This window comes from Flavobacterium sp. F52, assembly GCF_000278705.1.
GTDB classification, from domain to species: domain Bacteria; phylum Bacteroidota; class Bacteroidia; order Flavobacteriales; family Flavobacteriaceae; genus Flavobacterium; species Flavobacterium anhuiense.
Genome location: NZ_AKZQ01000042.1, coordinates 148360 through 165225, shown reverse-complemented (window position 1 = coordinate 165225; position 16866 = coordinate 148360). Strand labels below are relative to the sequence as shown.

10 protein-coding genes are annotated in these 16866 nt (G+C 34.9%); all 10 read right to left on the bottom strand.

Annotated elements, in window-relative coordinates; genetic code table 11:
- Window positions 1-14 precede the first annotated feature (14 nt).
- The 10 genes from FF52_RS22360 to FF52_RS23700 all read right to left on the bottom strand — a co-directional run bounded on the left by FF52_RS22360 (window position 15) and on the right by FF52_RS23700 (window position 16864).
- Entirely contained in the window at window positions 15-854 is an 840-nt protein-coding gene (locus FF52_RS22360; RefSeq protein ID WP_008469178.1) for a hypothetical protein, read from the bottom strand.
- 12 nt (window positions 855-866) lie between these two features.
- The gene (locus tag FF52_RS22355) at window positions 867-2813 is read right to left on the bottom strand and encodes a hypothetical protein (RefSeq protein WP_008469177.1); all 1947 of its coding nucleotides are present in this window, start codon (window positions 2811-2813) and stop codon (window positions 867-869) included.
- 239 nt (window positions 2814-3052) lie between these two features.
- A complete protein-coding gene (locus tag FF52_RS22350; RefSeq protein WP_008469176.1) occupies window positions 3053-6748 on the bottom strand; it encodes a contractile injection system tape measure protein in 3696 nt (1231 codons plus the stop codon).
- The gene (locus FF52_RS22345; protein ID WP_008469175.1) at window positions 6732-9446 is read right to left on the bottom strand and encodes a hypothetical protein; all 2715 of its coding nucleotides are present in this window, start codon (window positions 9444-9446) and stop codon (window positions 6732-6734) included. The genes FF52_RS22350 and FF52_RS22345 overlap by 17 nt, the downstream gene beginning before the upstream one ends.
- The gene (locus FF52_RS22340; RefSeq protein WP_008469173.1) at window positions 9446-13165 is read right to left on the bottom strand and encodes a baseplate J/gp47 family protein; all 3720 of its coding nucleotides are present in this window, start codon (window positions 13163-13165) and stop codon (window positions 9446-9448) included. Before FF52_RS22340 ends, FF52_RS22345 begins: the two co-directional genes overlap by 1 nt.
- Window positions 13162-13596 (bottom strand): GPW/gp25 family protein, encoded by a 435-nt coding sequence (locus tag FF52_RS22335; RefSeq protein ID WP_008469171.1) that lies wholly within the window; start codon window positions 13594-13596, stop codon window positions 13162-13164. Before FF52_RS22335 ends, FF52_RS22340 begins: the two co-directional genes overlap by 4 nt.
- The gene (locus tag FF52_RS22330; RefSeq protein WP_008469168.1) at window positions 13589-13888 is read right to left on the bottom strand and encodes a PAAR domain-containing protein; all 300 of its coding nucleotides are present in this window, start codon (window positions 13886-13888) and stop codon (window positions 13589-13591) included. Before FF52_RS22330 ends, FF52_RS22335 begins: the two co-directional genes overlap by 8 nt.
- Before the next feature lie 115 nt (window positions 13889-14003).
- Window positions 14004-15803, bottom strand: a complete 1800-nt coding sequence (gene vgrG, locus FF52_RS22325) for a type VI secretion system tip protein VgrG (protein ID WP_008469166.1) — start codon at window positions 15801-15803, stop codon at window positions 14004-14006.
- Entirely contained in the window at window positions 15803-16477 is a 675-nt protein-coding gene (locus FF52_RS22320; RefSeq protein WP_008469165.1) for a hypothetical protein, read from the bottom strand. Before FF52_RS22320 ends, vgrG begins: the two co-directional genes overlap by 1 nt.
- A 216-nt stretch (window positions 16478-16693) precedes the next feature.
- Entirely contained in the window at window positions 16694-16864 is a 171-nt protein-coding gene (locus FF52_RS23700) for a DUF5908 family protein (RefSeq protein WP_157498672.1), read from the bottom strand.
- Window positions 16865-16866 lie beyond the last annotated feature (2 nt).

Here is a 16866-nt window from a genome sequence, read left to right as displayed (position 1 = left end):
CATTTTAATTTGTCTTAAGAAGCATAAGCCGCAGCAGTTGCAGCAGCTAAACTAGATTGAAGCGACTGAAGTTTGATTTGCGCTTTGCTTAAATTGCTTGTTGCAATAACCAATTGTCTTCCAGTTTCGTCATTGGCCGTATTGGCTTTTTCGTAAGCAATCTGAGCATTTTTATACGCATTGTATATTAATCCTCTAATCGAAGAATCAGAAGGAGAAGGTGCAGGCAAAGTTGCTTCTAATGATTTGCTGTTTGTTAAAGTAAAATACAATTTAGCAGCCTGTTTAGTCTCGAGAGTAATTGCTTCCTCAGATTCAAGAACAGAAGCTTCTGCTGCCAACGTAGATTTTAAAGCAACAAGCGTAAGAGCAACTGCATTGTTAGCATCTGTGCCTGCGGTGTTGATTCTGGTAATTAAATCATCAGAAATTAAAGGATTAAGTGCTTTTTTGCGAATTACAAGATTAGACAGCTTATTAATTATTTCCACAGAATAAATCAATTTGCTAATCAAATCGCTAATCCAAATGCTTACTCTTTTTGAATCCTGAGTTGCAGTTGCCGTTTTTGAAAAGGCATTCTCTGAATTAAGCGCCAAATCGTATGCATTTTGAACAACCTGATCTAATAAGTTTTTATTGCTTAAAGTATGAGAACGATTACTTTCTGAAACCAATAAATAACCTTGATATCTGGTTGCTTTTTCATTCAGCGAGTTTACAATGGTTTGCTGCTGCTGAACAATTGCTGTTGCATCAACCACTTGATTTTTAATCAAGTCTAGTTCAGCTTTTTTCTTTTCTGTAATTCCGTATCTCTGCAAATTAGGACTTGGTGATAATATAGTTTCCATATAGTTGAGGTGTTAAATGGTTGATGATTTTGAAATTTCTTTTGTAGAATAAGGTATTGGCGTTGTGTTTTGCCAATCTGAAAGACTGTTGGCGTATTTCGCTTTAGAATTTTCACTGCCATTGTAAAATGACAATACAACAGGAATATAACTTTTGTCTTCAACCAGTGGGTTTCCAAAATTATCGGTAGTGGTACTACCAATATGTACATTAAATTCTTGACCAGAAGCTGCTTTGTGGTGTTTAGCACTGGTAAAGTTGCCCGCAGGAATATTTTCTGCTAAATTTAAATTGAAGAAGAAAGCTTTGCTATTTTTAACCGGCTTAGGAGAATTCTCTTTAACGTCTTTCAGTTTAGCATTTAAATCGGTTAATTGACGATTTGCTATGCGTAGTTTCTCTTTAGCATCAGCCAGAGCACTTTTTAAACTAAGACTTTTTTGTTTGTCTTGATCTGTTTCTTTGTCTTTTTTAGTTCCTTCGGCATTTGTCTGACCAGCAGAACTGTTTAAGGTATTTATCTCTTCGGTAAGAGATTTAATTTCTGCGTCGACAGTTTTAATTTCTTCTTCTAACTCCTTTGTTTCAATGTCACACTCAAAGTTTATCAGATCTTCATTTGTAGCGATGTCATCAGGATAAGGCAAAAAGAAACATCTGTAATCAATTTCATTTGATTTTAAGGCTTCTTCTTTGTCAACCGTAAAAATGATTTCAGACAAATGTTCAGAAGCATTTCTAGAATTAGTAATATTCTTAGCGCTTTTTAAAGTGTAGGTTAACGCAAACGTCTCAGAAGGCGCAGACAGATATTCATCAAACGTATTGATTTCTTTTTTGTAGTTTTCTGTAAAGATGATTAAAAGAAAAGCAACATAATTTTCGCCAAGCACTAGAGGATCATTATCAGAATCTCTAAGTTCTTTATAAGCGATAGTCGATTTATACTTTCCTTTAGCATCTGGATGCTGAGAAGCAGGAATACTTTTGCATTGAGCTGGATTGCCCACCAACAATTCTGCATTAGAAGCGCTAAAAAAAGATTTTTTGCTGTCTTTTACCATAATGATGTTATAGCTTAAAACAGGATTTGCCAATCCTTTGTTTTGTGTTCCAGGATCTCTGTCTTCTGGCGAAAAAGGACTTCTGTAAGCATCAAAATATACGCTAAAAGTGCCCGCTGCAGGATCAAACTGCTTTGGTACTTCTACAACCAAACTTTGGTTAAATAATGCATTGTTATAGTTATATGCTTTTTTAGAAGCATCATATTCTACTTCACTACACTTTATAGCACCTTCTGCAGCTCTTGTGGCAATACTTGCTTTAGCTTTTGTGTCATTATCTGCCGTTAGTACAGCAGTAGTTGCTGTTAAATCAGCAGTGGTTACCTGCAGTAAATTATTGACAGAGGTATTCGTTAACTTAGCGCCGTCAGCAACTGTTGAGGTTGAAACTTCAGAAATCGATGCTGTGGCTTCCATCGCAAATTGCGAAGTCTGTTCGGCAATATAAGCCGTTTTGTTAATCAGATTGTAAGCCTCAAGAGCCTGCTGGTAAATTTGAGTTCCATAATCTGCAGCATTGATAATGCTATAAATGCTTCCGATATCACTTGCCAAACGGACAATAGAATTTGACGCAATTTGAATGTTGGAGGCACAAACCGCCATATTGCTAACGGCTTGTGTGACATACGTTTTTTGCTGATTTGCAGATAATAATAAGTTGTCTGCCATGTTCTTATTCTTAACAACTACATTATTTATATGTTGCTGTTCTTTGTACATTTTGGTTGTTGCGTCTAGTTTTTCCTGCGCAACAATTTCAGCTCCCTCAGCATAATAAAGAGTAAACATTGAAGTGCTCAATTGTGAACTCAATTGTTTTTTGGTCATCTCCTGACTTTCTAATGATGACAATACACTAGAATGCAGATTTTCATTGTAACTGTTCATAATAGTTTTTTTAGTTGATTAATTTATATTTCAAGATCGTATGCAATGGTTTTAATTTTCAATTCATCATTCACAATCGGAATCGGATTTTGTCATTTCGACTGAAGGGAGAAATCACACAAGAAAATCCGTTTTCGTAATCGACAATCTTTGTCGATCAACTAGTGTGATTTCTCGTTCCTCGAAATGACAAAAATGTGCTGACTAACGTAAGCGTGAATGATTCTTAAAAAGCTGTTTCAATAAGGCCAAATGACATGCAAAGGTTTATCCATCCAATGGTATTTCATAATCGAAAAGGCAAAGGGAGATCTGTTGATCAAAATATCATAAGCCCTTTTCTCTACAGTAAGTTCCCATTTGTCTTCCAGTTCTACCAGAGTTCCGTCGCGTACAAGCCAGTTTCCTCTAAAGCCATCTATGGAAGAATCTCCAATATCTGGCCAATGCGAAATAGCTGCTTGTATTAACCCGTTTATTAATTGCTTTTCCTGATATGATATTTCTACAAAATCTGGTACTGTGTCTGTCAATGGTAAACCGCACAAAACTTTATTCAATGGCAGATAAACTTCTTCGGTTTCCTGCATTCCTGTGATGACGTACTGTAAATACTGCACAGCTCTAACCTGATGTTCGTTGCTTATAAATTTATTCTCTGATGTAAGATTCAATCGAGCAAATAGCATTGCGATATAATCGTTCAAGAGCACAATTCCTGCGTTTCTAACCTCAACACCTTGTTTGAGGTTAGTTTTTGGTTTTTCTTTAATTTTATTTGATTCCATTTTTGATAGTATTTCGGTTTGTTTTAAGATTGGCGAAGTTTGTTTTTCTGTTCGAAGAATTTCTTTGAAACCAAGCTGTAAAGCGGGTGGAAATTGATAGATATATTTTTCCATGTCTGCCAAAAAGTTTTTCTTAGCAATTCCTTTTTTAGTCACCACTTCCCAGATTAGTTCATTCCATATTTTATCAATCGCGATAAGTCTCCAATTGTCATTGACAACAGCTTTTAAAAGTTTTCGAAGCAAAAGATGCGGCATTTCTTTAGAAGCCAAACCTTTCATTGCTACAGATCCCAAAACCTGATTGAATTTTTCTAGAATTCTCAAATACGATTCTCTGTTTTTATCCAATTGGCTTACGGCATTGCACAAATTATGAAAGCTGATATTGCGGCAAAGCCAATCCATTTGAGCTTCGGGAATAAATTCTTTTTTCATTATTCTAAAGAAAATCTGAGGCTCTTTTACCATAATGAAATTCAGAACATCTTTGATTTCTATTGTTTTAGAAATGCTGAAATCAGTAGAAATCTGACGTTCGATAATAATGGAAGAAATCCATTTGTATTTTTCTTTTTCTGATAATACTTGAATCTCAAAAAATAGGTCTGAGCTGATAGATTCTGAAATTCCACTAGAAAAAGTATAACTTGAAATCATTTCGCTTTCAAAAAAATGTTCTAATTCTGTTACAGAGTTTGCTGATTCAAAAGATTTTGTTTCGTTTTGAAACTGTATTTTTTCTTTTGCAACAGTCTTTTTCAAATACAATTTCAGTTCTTTCTGAAGCAGTTTTTCAAATAAGATTCCATTACCTTTATAAGCCCAATATTTTAAAATGGTATTCCAGAAAAGCTCGTTTAATTCCCAAGTGATTTTAGTTTTTGAAACCGATTTTACGGTATTAATAATGACAGCAGATGTTTTCTGAATCCAGTTCTTTTTCAGCGCAACACCATTTGTCAAGAAATAATGCAATAGATTTTCGCTTTCCTTTCTGTCTTGTTTTCGCAGTTCTATAAAACCCGAATCATTAAAATTGGAAGTCAGTAATTGCGCTAATTCTTGCTGATCTTGTTGCGATGTATTCTGAATGAGCAATGCAAGCGCAACGGTATCGATTGAACTTGTATTTCTTAATTGGTTCAAAAATGTCTTTTTGATGGCAATTCCAAAAGATTTAATTCGTTTGGACTGAATCAGTTTTGTGATAAACTGAAAATAATCGTTGCGTCTTGTGTCGGTTACTTTTTTGGATAATTGCACGATAATAGTTTCCAGAAACAAAGAGGAATTATGTTCGGGATGAAACAGTATTTCCTGCATTCCGAGAAGTAATAAATTATCCGTCATCAATTCTTCTGGAAAATCATATTTATCCTTTTCGTTCAGAATTTCATAAACAACCTGAATGGTCTGTACGAGTTTTGTCTTTTTATAATTGGCAGTTTTTACCAATAATTGCAGCATTTCACGATTAAGGACCAACGGAAGTATTTTCTTTAAAACTTCTTTATTTCCGTATGAAAGCATTACCTCAAAAGCCATTTTAGGATGCAATAAAATGGTTCTCGTAAGTGATCTTTGCAAATCAATAAAAAAGACACTTTTGGTGCTGTTTTTCTGTAATTCCAGTTCTAATTTGGCAACAAGATTCTTAAAATGAACAGCTGGATAATTAGAATTATTACGGTTTATTTCCTTGCAGTAAATCGCATTAAGATTGGTATAAATGGTTGCCGAATTATTGTTTTTTACCGCCGCAGGAATTTTAGCATTGGTAAACATCGCCAATAAATGTTCGTGGCTCAGATTATTTTTTCTACCTAATTCCTTAATGCAGAAAAGCAGAAACGCACTATTGTCAGCATTTTTATTTTTAATTAAAAAAAGCATTCCAATTTCCCATAAAGCCTTACTGTTTGTTTTGAGTTTAAAGGTTTGGCTCAGTTTATTCAAATACGTTATCGATTCCATTTGAAGAAGCGATGGAGTAGTGTCTAATCTTGAAAAAAGTACTTTTATAGAAGTTTCATTTAAATCCTGAAGCAGAGAAGCAAGCAGGTTTTCTTCTTTAAAAATAGGCTGAATAAGGGCATCAAATTTGGTTTTGTTTTCAGTGCTTAATGCCACAATTAATTCGTTCAAATTGTCTTTGTCTGCCTTAAATTTTCGGCTGTTTTTATTTTGAAGTAATTGTTCAAGTAAACTCCAATAATTTATCTTATAATCAGGTAAATGATTTTCAATTTTTTGTGTTTCATATTCCTGAGTCAGTATTTTTAGGCAAGCAATAAAATTGTTGTTTTGAGAAGTTTTATCAGAGAGTTTTACAATCGTATTTTCAATCAAAACAATCAGTTCTGCATAAGCAATATTGTAATGATTTGCCATTTGCAGAATACTGCTTTTCATGAAAGCGAGCTTATTAAATAGAGTGCCGCGTTCCAGCAATAAAAAGTTAAGAATAAAGAACCAAAGATTCTTTTTGAAACTGATTGTACTCGTCTGAATAATAGTTTCCTTAACCTGAATGTTCACCATAATGGAGTTAAACTCAATTATCGAACTGCTATTATTAGGTTCCAGAGCTGCAATTATTTTGGTTATATTTTTTTCGTCAAACTGCCATGCAATTCGTTTTCTAACTTCTTCATGCGTCATTCCGGTTTCCTTGATAATCGCAATAACCTCAGCAAGATTATTCTGAAGCAATTCTGCCATAATTTGGTTTACAGAACCTTCTTTGTTCTGATAATTCCATGGCAGATAACCTTCTAACAAAAAGACCATCAGATTTTCCAGAATCGATTTTTCTTTATTGTAAACCGCGATTCCATTTTGCTTCTGACTATTTTGATACAGAATTAATTCGGCTATTTTTTCTCTTAATAAATTCCGTATTTTTCGACTTAAGTCAAATTCGAGATCGCCATAATCGCAAGAGCCAAGATCAAGTTCTAGCGATTCAATTCGCCAGCTTTGTTCCTGCGGACATAATTCATTAAAAATAGTGGCGACTTCTCTAGGCAACGAGATTTTGCTCCAGGCGCTCAAACGTTCCTGAAGTCTGTAGCTTTCTTTTTTCTGGTCAAAAGTTGTGTCCCACTTTAGACTCGATACAATATGGCTATTTATTTCTTCCATTTTTCCTTCCTAAAATTGAGGTTAAACTATTGATCAAATTCACTGAAGAAATCTCAGGATTTGCCGTTTCTAAATCATTTTCCTGTTTATTGAATAAATCCTGAGTGTTTTTGAAGCGCAAGCTGTCATGCCAATTGCTGTAATTTGGTATTAGAGTTTCCAATTCTTGAAGACTTACAAACAGACATTCGCATTTTATGTTTGTTGGAAGGCATATTGAAAGAAACAGTTTTAAACGTTTTTTGAACGCAGTAGTCTGTAATTCTGGAATAAAATCTGGAAATATTAAAATTGCATTTTTCTTAAAAAGTTCATCATTGATTGTGATTCCGTTTCCAGAAGAAACGGTAATACGAAATGCATAATCAGATGATTTACTTTTTGTATAATCAGGAGTTATTACAGATTGAGAATCGCTAGAAACCAAAAGATATTTCTCCGAAGCAAATTCCAAATAACCGTTTTGAAATTGAGTATCCAAAACAGTTTGGTTCAGACTATTTAGAATATAATTGAAATTAGTTACTGATTGAAAATCAATATTCTGAATTGTGTAATTTAAACTGTCACTTTGCTTGGTAATTTCGATACTAAATTTTAGCTGACTTAAAAGAATTGAGGTTTCAATAAAGATGCTGCCTTTTCTTTTTTCTTTAAACCAATATACTTTTTGTATAGTTTTATTGACGTTCAATTGGTCTTCTATAGAATTTTGTGAAGCTTCAAATTGAGCCGTCATAAAATTGTTATATATGTTTTTTAATCCGAAAAGGAGATTCAGTTTTAATTCAAATCCCGAAAAATTGCTGAAATCGGTTTTGCTTAATTTTTCTTTTTTATTGAGATGTTCTGATTTAAAAATAAAATCAGACGTGTTTTCATTGATGTAATCGTAATGATCGTTTTTAATATTGAGATTATGAGTCGGAGTTATTTTTGAAGCCGTCAGAAAATTGCAGGCTTTTATTCTATTATACGTTAGTAAATCAAGGTTTTGAAGATATAGACTCTTCAAAATGATTTGATCTTTTTTCTTATTTCCCGTATAAATTGTACCAGCAATTATGACATCAATAACTTTAGGCGATTCGCCGTGTCTCGCAAGCAAATGATCTAAAATTGTATTTCTTCTTTCAAAATTGACATCTTCTTCCTCCATGATTTTCATCATTCCAAAGATGTAAGCATTGTAAGGATCTTGCTGATATTCTAGCCAGCTTTTTTCTTTTAGTTCTTTTTTAGTTTCGTCGCCATAAGTGTATTCAAACACATTATTGTTTTTTAATAAAGGCTTGATATGAGGAACGTTGTACAGTGACTGATAAAAATAGCTTGGAGAAAACATTTTGTACGGAACAGGATATTCTAAATGTTTTTTCTCATACTTATCTTTTAGCGCATAAAAAGCATCTTTGTCTGATGGCGAACCGCATACAGAATTGGTAAAAGAAAATAATTTTGAAACATTGGCCAATTGCGAAAACTGATTGGCCAAAACCTGATCAAATAGAGTTAAATAGCCTTTTAGCTGACGTGATTGCGCGACTTGTATGGGAGCAGAATCGTCTTCAATTTTATCGTCGCCAATGCCATATTGCTGCGGAAATGTATTTTGGATAGAATAATAGCTGTTAATGTCTCTGAAACTGCTTTTTGGTAATTTTATCGCAGGTTTGTCATTTAAACTTATCGCTGTTCCTTGATATTTACTGAGATTAATTTGCAACGGACTTAAAGCATCAGTCTGAACTTCTTTTCCATTACTGATTAACAATAGTTTTTTCTCTCTATAAGAAGCCAGAATATCTATCGCTATTATTTGACTGACAGTTGATTGTAATGCTTGAACATGATTATTGTTCTGATAAAGCTGAACTCCTGAGACTGAAATAATACCGGCTACAGACTCAATTACCGGAATTAGATCGATAGTTTTGAGAGTATCTTTTTTATCTACTATTGATTCACTTAAAATCCAGCCATTTTTAAGATAAGGGCCATCATATATTTCGGCAGCGTTATATCCATCTTCTTTTAAAGCATCATAATTTACCTGAGCTATTTTCGGAAAAATATAAGTGCGAATTTTGTCCTGCAGTTCTAATAAAATGGCTTGTTCGTCTGCGTCTTTTTCAATTTCAATTTTTCCGCCAATCAAGCAGTTTTGTGGCTGCAGAGCAATTGGCATATTAAAAAGTTCGCCAATATTTCGGCTTTGGTTAAGGTAATAAAATGACGATTTACAAATAGTATCTCGCTGAATGCTATAGGTAATATCGGGATTTATATAAAGATATACTTGATATACTCTGCTAAATGGTGGAAGATTGTCATTGTAAGTTACTATTTCGGCATTATAAACTTCTTCGATCCCGTCAATGATGTATTTTTTGTAATCATCAATTGTATAGGGCGAAGTGGTCAAGATTTTATAAGGAAGATAGAACTGATTTTCTATTTCCATTTTCCCTGTAGAATCGGTCAAAATATCGGGAATAGAAAAATCGATACAATAACCTAGTTCTGTAAGCGCATAACAAACCTGATCTAAAATGGTCATTCCAGGATCGCTCGGATTAAAGTTGGTCCATTCTGTACCAATATGATTTTGGATATAATCAATAGCTTCGTCTTTCAGAAAATTGAAATCCTGATGCGGCGGAAGCTGTGTTTTTGTTATTTGATTATTAGTATCCATTATATCAGATTTGAAATATTATGATTGGGAGCAGAAACTAAAAGCGTTGCTTGTCCGTATGGCATTAAAGTTTTTTTTTCGCTTTTTAAAGCGGTTTGCACTCCTGTAATAGGATTGATGTAATAGCTTGAAAAGGATACATTTTCGACAGAAAGGACTCCTTCAATATTTTGAACGAATGTGTTCACTTTGGCATCAACAAGCGGTTTGTCGATTTCGATTTCAGAAGGGCAATTGGAAATCCATGGCGATAAGTACTTCTTTAAAGCTAGATTTACATTTTTGTTTACCAACGTTTTCTGATAGTTTGGATCGACTATAATGGAGATATTGATGCAAACATATTCCAAGTTAAAATTGGAAACGTTCAGATTTATGAACGGCGACGAATTGGCGTTTAAATATTGTTTTACTTGAATCTCAAGTGCATTTGTTACCAAAGGAATAAAAGCGTTTGAATCGTTATCTGACGTTATTTTTTTGACTAAATAAACATTAGTGCTGTTGTCGCTTTTTTTAGTAACTACTTTTGAATAGTATACGGTATCAAATTTTTCGGCAATCAGCGTATAATAATCGGTTAATGTGCTTGCTCTGTTTTTGGTTTTAATGCTATTGCTTACTCTTTTGTTTCTATCGGTTTTGTCTTCCGCGGCTTTTCCTCCAAAAGAAGCGAATGGCTGAATGATGGTACCTATTTCTGGAATCTTGGTTTCCGGTTTTGTGATTGCATTAGCCTCTATCTGCGGACTTTGTATATCGGTCAGAAATGAAGTTCCTGTTCGTTGTACACTAAAACCGTTGGTTTGCATAAAAGTGGTTTTAGAAAACGAAGAAAGATTGCCAGTAGCCGCAATAGAAATCCAGTTTTTGGTTCCAGGCATTATCGTGCTGTTATTATTGCAATCTGCGGGAATAGGAATTTCTATAATTCCAGAACATCTAAATTGGCTGGTTTGATCAGATAAAGGCTGAATGTTTTTCCATCCTGAATCACTTAAATAGTAATACATTATGTCATTCTGATTGGTAAGCGCGGTAGAATTTCTGGCCAACTCAAAATAGAGATTCAAAGTGCTGTCGCAAATCAGATTATCTAGTTCGATAAATAAAGCGCCGTTATAATTAAAAGAAGGATAAAGCGGAAAACCTTTTGCGGCATCGTTTTCAGAACTTCCAATGATTTGGGTATTAAATGTATTGGTTTGGTCAGCTGTTTCACTATCAAATACGGTATAGTTTGAAAAAGGAGCATATATAAAATACTGCAACGGATAATCGCCAGCTGTGCCATCAAGTTTGTAGGTTACGCTAGCATTATAAATGGCAGAAAAGGTTTGTATTTTGGGTGCAAAAGGTACATTGGCGGCGGTAATAAAATCTGTCACTTCTTTGTCTTTAGCCATGGCAAGTTTATTGCCATTTTGTAAAGCAATACTAGCCACAACATTTGCATACAATTCTGAGCCAAAGCCATATTCAGGACTTGATAAAGTCATTTTTATAAATCCCGATGAACTTTCTTCGGTAAACTTTAAAGTTTCTTTTTGAATGTTTGGATCGGGCTGCAAAAGCTTGACGCCATTTTGCGCAGCATTAGATTTTGGATCGGGTTTAGAATATACATAATAAGTGCTGGAGGTGTTTAGAATATTATTGATAGCATTTATTGGCTCAGGATCAAATAAATAAACAGATTTAGGGATTTCATCAATAGGAATAAAAAAATTGTCAATATCACTGTTTTCAATTTTGGTCATTTTCAGGCCTTGCCATGATTTGTTTTGAATAATATTAAAATCAACAGTAAAACTGGTGTTTGTGAATTCGCTTGGAAAAACAACATCCTCCTCTGGTTTAGATAATATATTTCTAATTGTTCTTCTAAGTCCTGCTTTTGGAGTTGTTTTAGTTGGATGCAGATATTCATTATATTGCTGATAATATACTTCAAAATCAGCTGGTCTTTTATCCCAATCTATTTCTACAATAAAACTGTCGAGAGGTTTGCTCAAGATTTCATTGTTTCCAATAATAAAATTGGCATTTACCAGCGGAATTGGTCCAAAAGGAGTGTAGGGATTTTTTGTGCTTAATTCACCAAAATCATTATACAATTGAAAGGTTTTTACACCCGTTACTTTTAAAGCAATAGTTATCGAAGTAATTTTAGGAGGCTCTTGCGGATTTGGGACATTCTGAAATAAAATCTTCATCATTGGCCAATCGCTTTTCAATCCGTCAGGATTAACCAAAAAAGGTTCGATTGAAGCTACTGTCTCGTCAAGAACTATCTCTATCGTAAAAACAGTATTTTGCTTTGTAGCGTCTGCTGTAAAATCTGCAGGAGCCAAATTCAGTTTTAGCCATTCTTTTTGTGTGCTTAAAAAATAACTTGCTTCTTGCAGTATTTTTATATCTATTGGAGAATCAAATTCTAATGTCAGATTTACTGTTCTTTCTCCTTCACGCAATAATAACATTGGCGAAGCAAAACCAATTCCGATTAAAGAATGACTTAGAGAAAGATCATCTGAACCGAAAGTTTCCCAACTGATTGCTTTATTTTCTGCGTCTAATTGAATTTCTGTTGGCTTATCAACAGTTTGTAAATTATAAGAGGCATTGTTTTTATCTTGATAAGAAAGCTTATGCACGCTTGCAATTGTAGCAGGATTTAGGTTTACATTTTTTTGAGAAGCAAACAGAATAGGATTCTTTTGTGCATCGACGCCAGCATTAAACAAAGTTCCAGCTGGCAAAGTATATACAGCTGTTGGCTTTGTAAGCGTCGCACACAAAAAGGTGTGATCGGCAACTGCAGGGAGTTTAGTCTGTTTTAGAATATCTTTATAATAAAAATCAAGATGTTTTTCAGAAAGACCATTCATGCGATCTTGCTGTACTTTTAAAATATTTACAAAAGAGCGCAAAAGAACGGTGTCTGGAAAATGTCCTTTTTTAAGATTTAATTTTTTGAATTCTTTTCCCGCATGATGAATTATGGTTTCTAAAAACTGAAATAGCTTATCTCCAATTTTGGTTAGAATATCTAGACTAAATGCCGTTATTGAACTTGTTTCCTGTAAAACGGAATGTTCTGTTTCAAATCCGAAAACCTGCCAAAAAGGAGTTTTGTCTTTATTGATATACCAAATGCTTTTGTCAAAAGAGTTAAAATCTTGCAGAGGCGCTGAGGCAATAAACAAACCATCTACAGATAGTCTGGATAAATATTCTCTAAAAGACTGAATTGCCCAGAAATCAATGCTTAATCTTGTTTTAACTTCTTGTAAAATATAAGTTTTAAGATCGTAGATTTCGCTATTTCTCAGCATATAATGCGTCCAGCGTTCTATAATTTTATAAATGGCCGTAATGCGGTCAAAGAGGTTGTTTAAAGCATTTGAATGCGGAATTCCGCCGTTTTCGTTTTGTACTAATCTTTGAATTTCGGTACAGCTATTTTTATAATCTGAATGCAGTTTTTTGTAGTTTGTTTTTGAAATCGAAGCCATCAGAAAAACAGGATCTTTTAGCAAAAAAGTACTCCAATTGCCATAGATGGTATTGCTGTCATTATAGAAATTGATCAATTTGCTGAATTCTGTCAAAAAGTACAGCCAGTCTTGCTCGGTTCTTCCGTCTATTAAATGCGGACTTGGAACGAGTGCTTCGTTGAGAGAATTTATAGCGCTATTTTGATCAATTAAAATCATTTTTTCTTGTCTAAGTTTGTTCCTTCTTTTACATAAAATGGGAACACATAGTTGTGTCTTGTATTGGTTTTTGAATAGATGTAGCTAATCAGTATTTCTATTTTTCCGTTTGCAACATCAGTCGATGCAACTTTTACATCTTGTACTAATATTCTTGGCTCGTAACGCAGTAGGGAAAACTTGATAGCTTCAATGATTTCGCCTTTAAGCGTGCTGTCAATTTTTCTAAACATAAACTGCTGTATTCCAGAACCAAATTCAGACTCAAGAGTGCGTTCGCCTTTTCGGGTATTTAGAATAACATGAATAGATTCGTTAATGTTGGTTTCATTAGCAGACAAATTCAGCTGATAGTTATCTGCAGAGAAAGACACGGGAAATGCCCATCCTGAACCTAAAAAGGCAGTTTCATTATGTTCCAAATTATCCACCGATCATCACATTAAATGCTCCTAGCATAATTGAGCCTCCGTGGGCTGTTGTATCTCCCATTCTTGCGGCAGGCATGCCACAAATCATAACTGTCGCAGATCCTTTTATAATAGAATCTGGAGGTCCTACACAAACCAGTGTATCGCCAACTTTGGCCGCTGGTAATCCGCCGATTAAAACGGTTGGTGCACATGGTCCTACGATGGGTCCGCCTACATGCGGAACTGGTGGCACTCCCGGAGTAACCATAGGACATTGATGAAAGTCTGTAAGTCTTGCTGCTGGTGGCATAAGTTTGTTGTTTATGGTTTGTTGTTTGTTGTTTGTTGTTTCTGGTTTTTGTTCATAGCTTTTTAGTCATAATTGGGCATTAACTATAAACTATAAACCATCAACCACAAACTGATTAATTAATCATTACCATTGCGCCTTTCAAGGTCAATTGCATTCCTCCTGAGACTTGTGCCATTTGTCCGCCTTGAGCGCTGTATTGCATATCTGCATTTTCTTTGATGTTGAGGCCTTTTATAGCAACATCTCCGCCACTTGACTGTATATTGACACCTTGATTTCCTTTGATGGTAACATTTTGATTTGCCGAAATGTTGATGTTTTTTTGGCTTGTCAAATCGATACCGCTGTCAGACATAACAATACTGTTATTGTTTTCGTCCTGAATGGTGATTTTCTTGTCTTTATCGCTAATGATGATGGTGTTTTTATTGGGTGTGGCAACAGTCCATACTTTGTTTTCATCATTAAACTGCACCGATATTCCTGATTTGGAAACAATAGCTTTTATTGAGTTTTTCTGATTTGGGTCTAAACCTGTATAAGGTTTTATGCTTGTACTGCTGTAGACGCTTCCGAGAATTATAGGATAACGCGGATCTTCATTTATAAAACCCAGAATGACTTCGTCTCCAACTTCGGGCATGAAGAAAGCTCCAGCTCCGCTTGTCGAATAAAAATTGGTAAGCCTTGCCCAGATTCCTTGCCCTTTTGGATCCAATAACGGAACATCTACTAAAACTCTGTATTGAGAATCAGGATCTTCATACATCTGTTTTACAGTTGCGTTAAAAAGGCCTTTCGCTCCAGGAACTAGACCAGAAGCCGGCGGTGCCATAACATCTGGTTCTTCGGTAAACCAAAAAGGAGAAAGCCCCAGTGAAACCTCAGTAATCCAGTTTCCTTGCGATAAATCGTGTACAACTCCTGCAATTAAGTAATCGCCATTAAAGCGATCTCCAAGACCGGCGAAGGTCATATATTTTCCGGGATCAACTAAATTTGTGCCTTGAAATTTGGCTTCTCCCATTATTTTAGAATATTCACTTTTAATAATCTGTGCTTTCGACCAATTAGTCAAATCAGCAGTTTCTAGCGGGGCAGAAGTCTGCAATTGATAGGTCGAGAGTCCGACAACTTCAGAAAGTTTTTTTGTAGTTAAATTTCCTGATCCGCTAACATCTGGTGTTGCATTACCCGTTACAATGGCTTGGGTTTTAAAATCCCAGCTATTGGCGGCCACATTTCCTAACTGAGTAACAGCACTTAATTTGGCATTAAATTCAAGCAAAGTATCACCATACGTTACGGTAAGCACCGATGAGGTGTTTTTGTCGGGCGGAAATACAGAAATTTTTCCGTTTAATGTGGTTACGATTAGTCCATTTGCTTCGGCAAGAGATAAAAGATAATCCCAATCGGTAACATAAAATTGTACTTGTTCTGGCCAAGTTGTGCTAGTAGCAGTAACATCTGCACTTAATCCCGAATAGTTTCCTATAAGAGACGTCATAATATCACTATCTTTTTGTTTTGAGTAAGTAAGGCTTTTTCGGCCCACAATCATTTTTATGGCGTTGTCACGGCATTCAACTTCTAAAGCAGATCCGACAAGATTATCAATACGGATGGTCTGGCTCATGATTACACCAGAAAAAATAACTGCGTTGGTATTATCATATCCAGCTTCAATGCTGATTGATGCTCCTGGAACAAAAGTAGCAGAAGAACTGGCGTCAAATTTACCAGTATTAGGTTCTCCGTCTAGAATGGTAACTTTTGCAGAAGCAATTCGGTTTACTTTTTTTTCTATATGAACAGAAAGCACACTTAGTTCATCGGCTATAGGCGAGCCATTGACTTTCACGACAAATGTTGCGATTCCGCCACTTTTTATTTCGGTTGAGGCACTCATTAATTAGAAGGGTTTATAGGTGGAAAAATTAATTTGTCGATACCATTTAGGTTTCTGAATTTGTTAAGTTTATTATACTCTGCGACCTGTATGTAATACGAATCATCGTTCCATACTTTCTGGCACAGCTGTGGCAATGACATTCCTTCGGAAACACTTACAATGTGGGTAAGATCTGGAGATTCTGGAGCATCTGTTCTAGTTACTGTCTTTGGAGAAATGTAACGGCTAAATGACAGCGATATCTTAGCTCTAAGCGGACTTCCGTCTGGTTTGAATAGTGTGTAAGAGATGTCAATAGAATCGAGTACTCCGTTGAATGTGATATTCTGTCCCCATTGTACTTTTACAAAATTCGGACGGTGTATTTTTCCGTTGTAAGTGTAAATAATCGTTTCTAAAGCAGTTATTTCTTTGGCCATATCGGTACGTTTGGCATCTATAATTCCGGTACAGTCTATTACCATTTCAAAGCTCAGTTTATCGCTTGGAGTGCTTTTGTACTTTTGCGAAGCCGAACTTGTTGCGGGTGCTTGCTGCTCGTTGTATTCGATGCTTTTCTGTATTTTGATATTATCAGGATTAATCATAAAGGCATACGGACTTCCAGAGAATTTGTTTTGAAATTCTTCGTCTGTATATCCCGTAATTTTCATTAATTCTAAACTTGCCATTGGTTTGTTATTTTAAGTTTAAATTTTTTAAAGCCTGTTAAGTATTTTCTCTCGCAGATTTCGCAGATCATGCAGATTTTTTTTTAATCCTTTTGATTGTGGTTAAAATTATTTCACGCAGATTTTAAAATGGATTTAAGCAGATTTTGCAGATTTATTGTTTTTAATCTTTTTAATCTTTTTAATCTTTTATCCCCATAGCTATCGGGAGTGGCTTTACCGTTTATAGCTATTCTGCTGATTTTTCTCTGCAATTAATCTTTTACATTCTTCCAGCAGCTGTTTTCTCAAAATGGAAAATTCTCTTTCTTTGGTCAGAGCCAAATTCTTCGCATTTGTTGTTACGATTTCCGTTTTGATAATGAGTTCTCTTATTTCGATTGGCATAA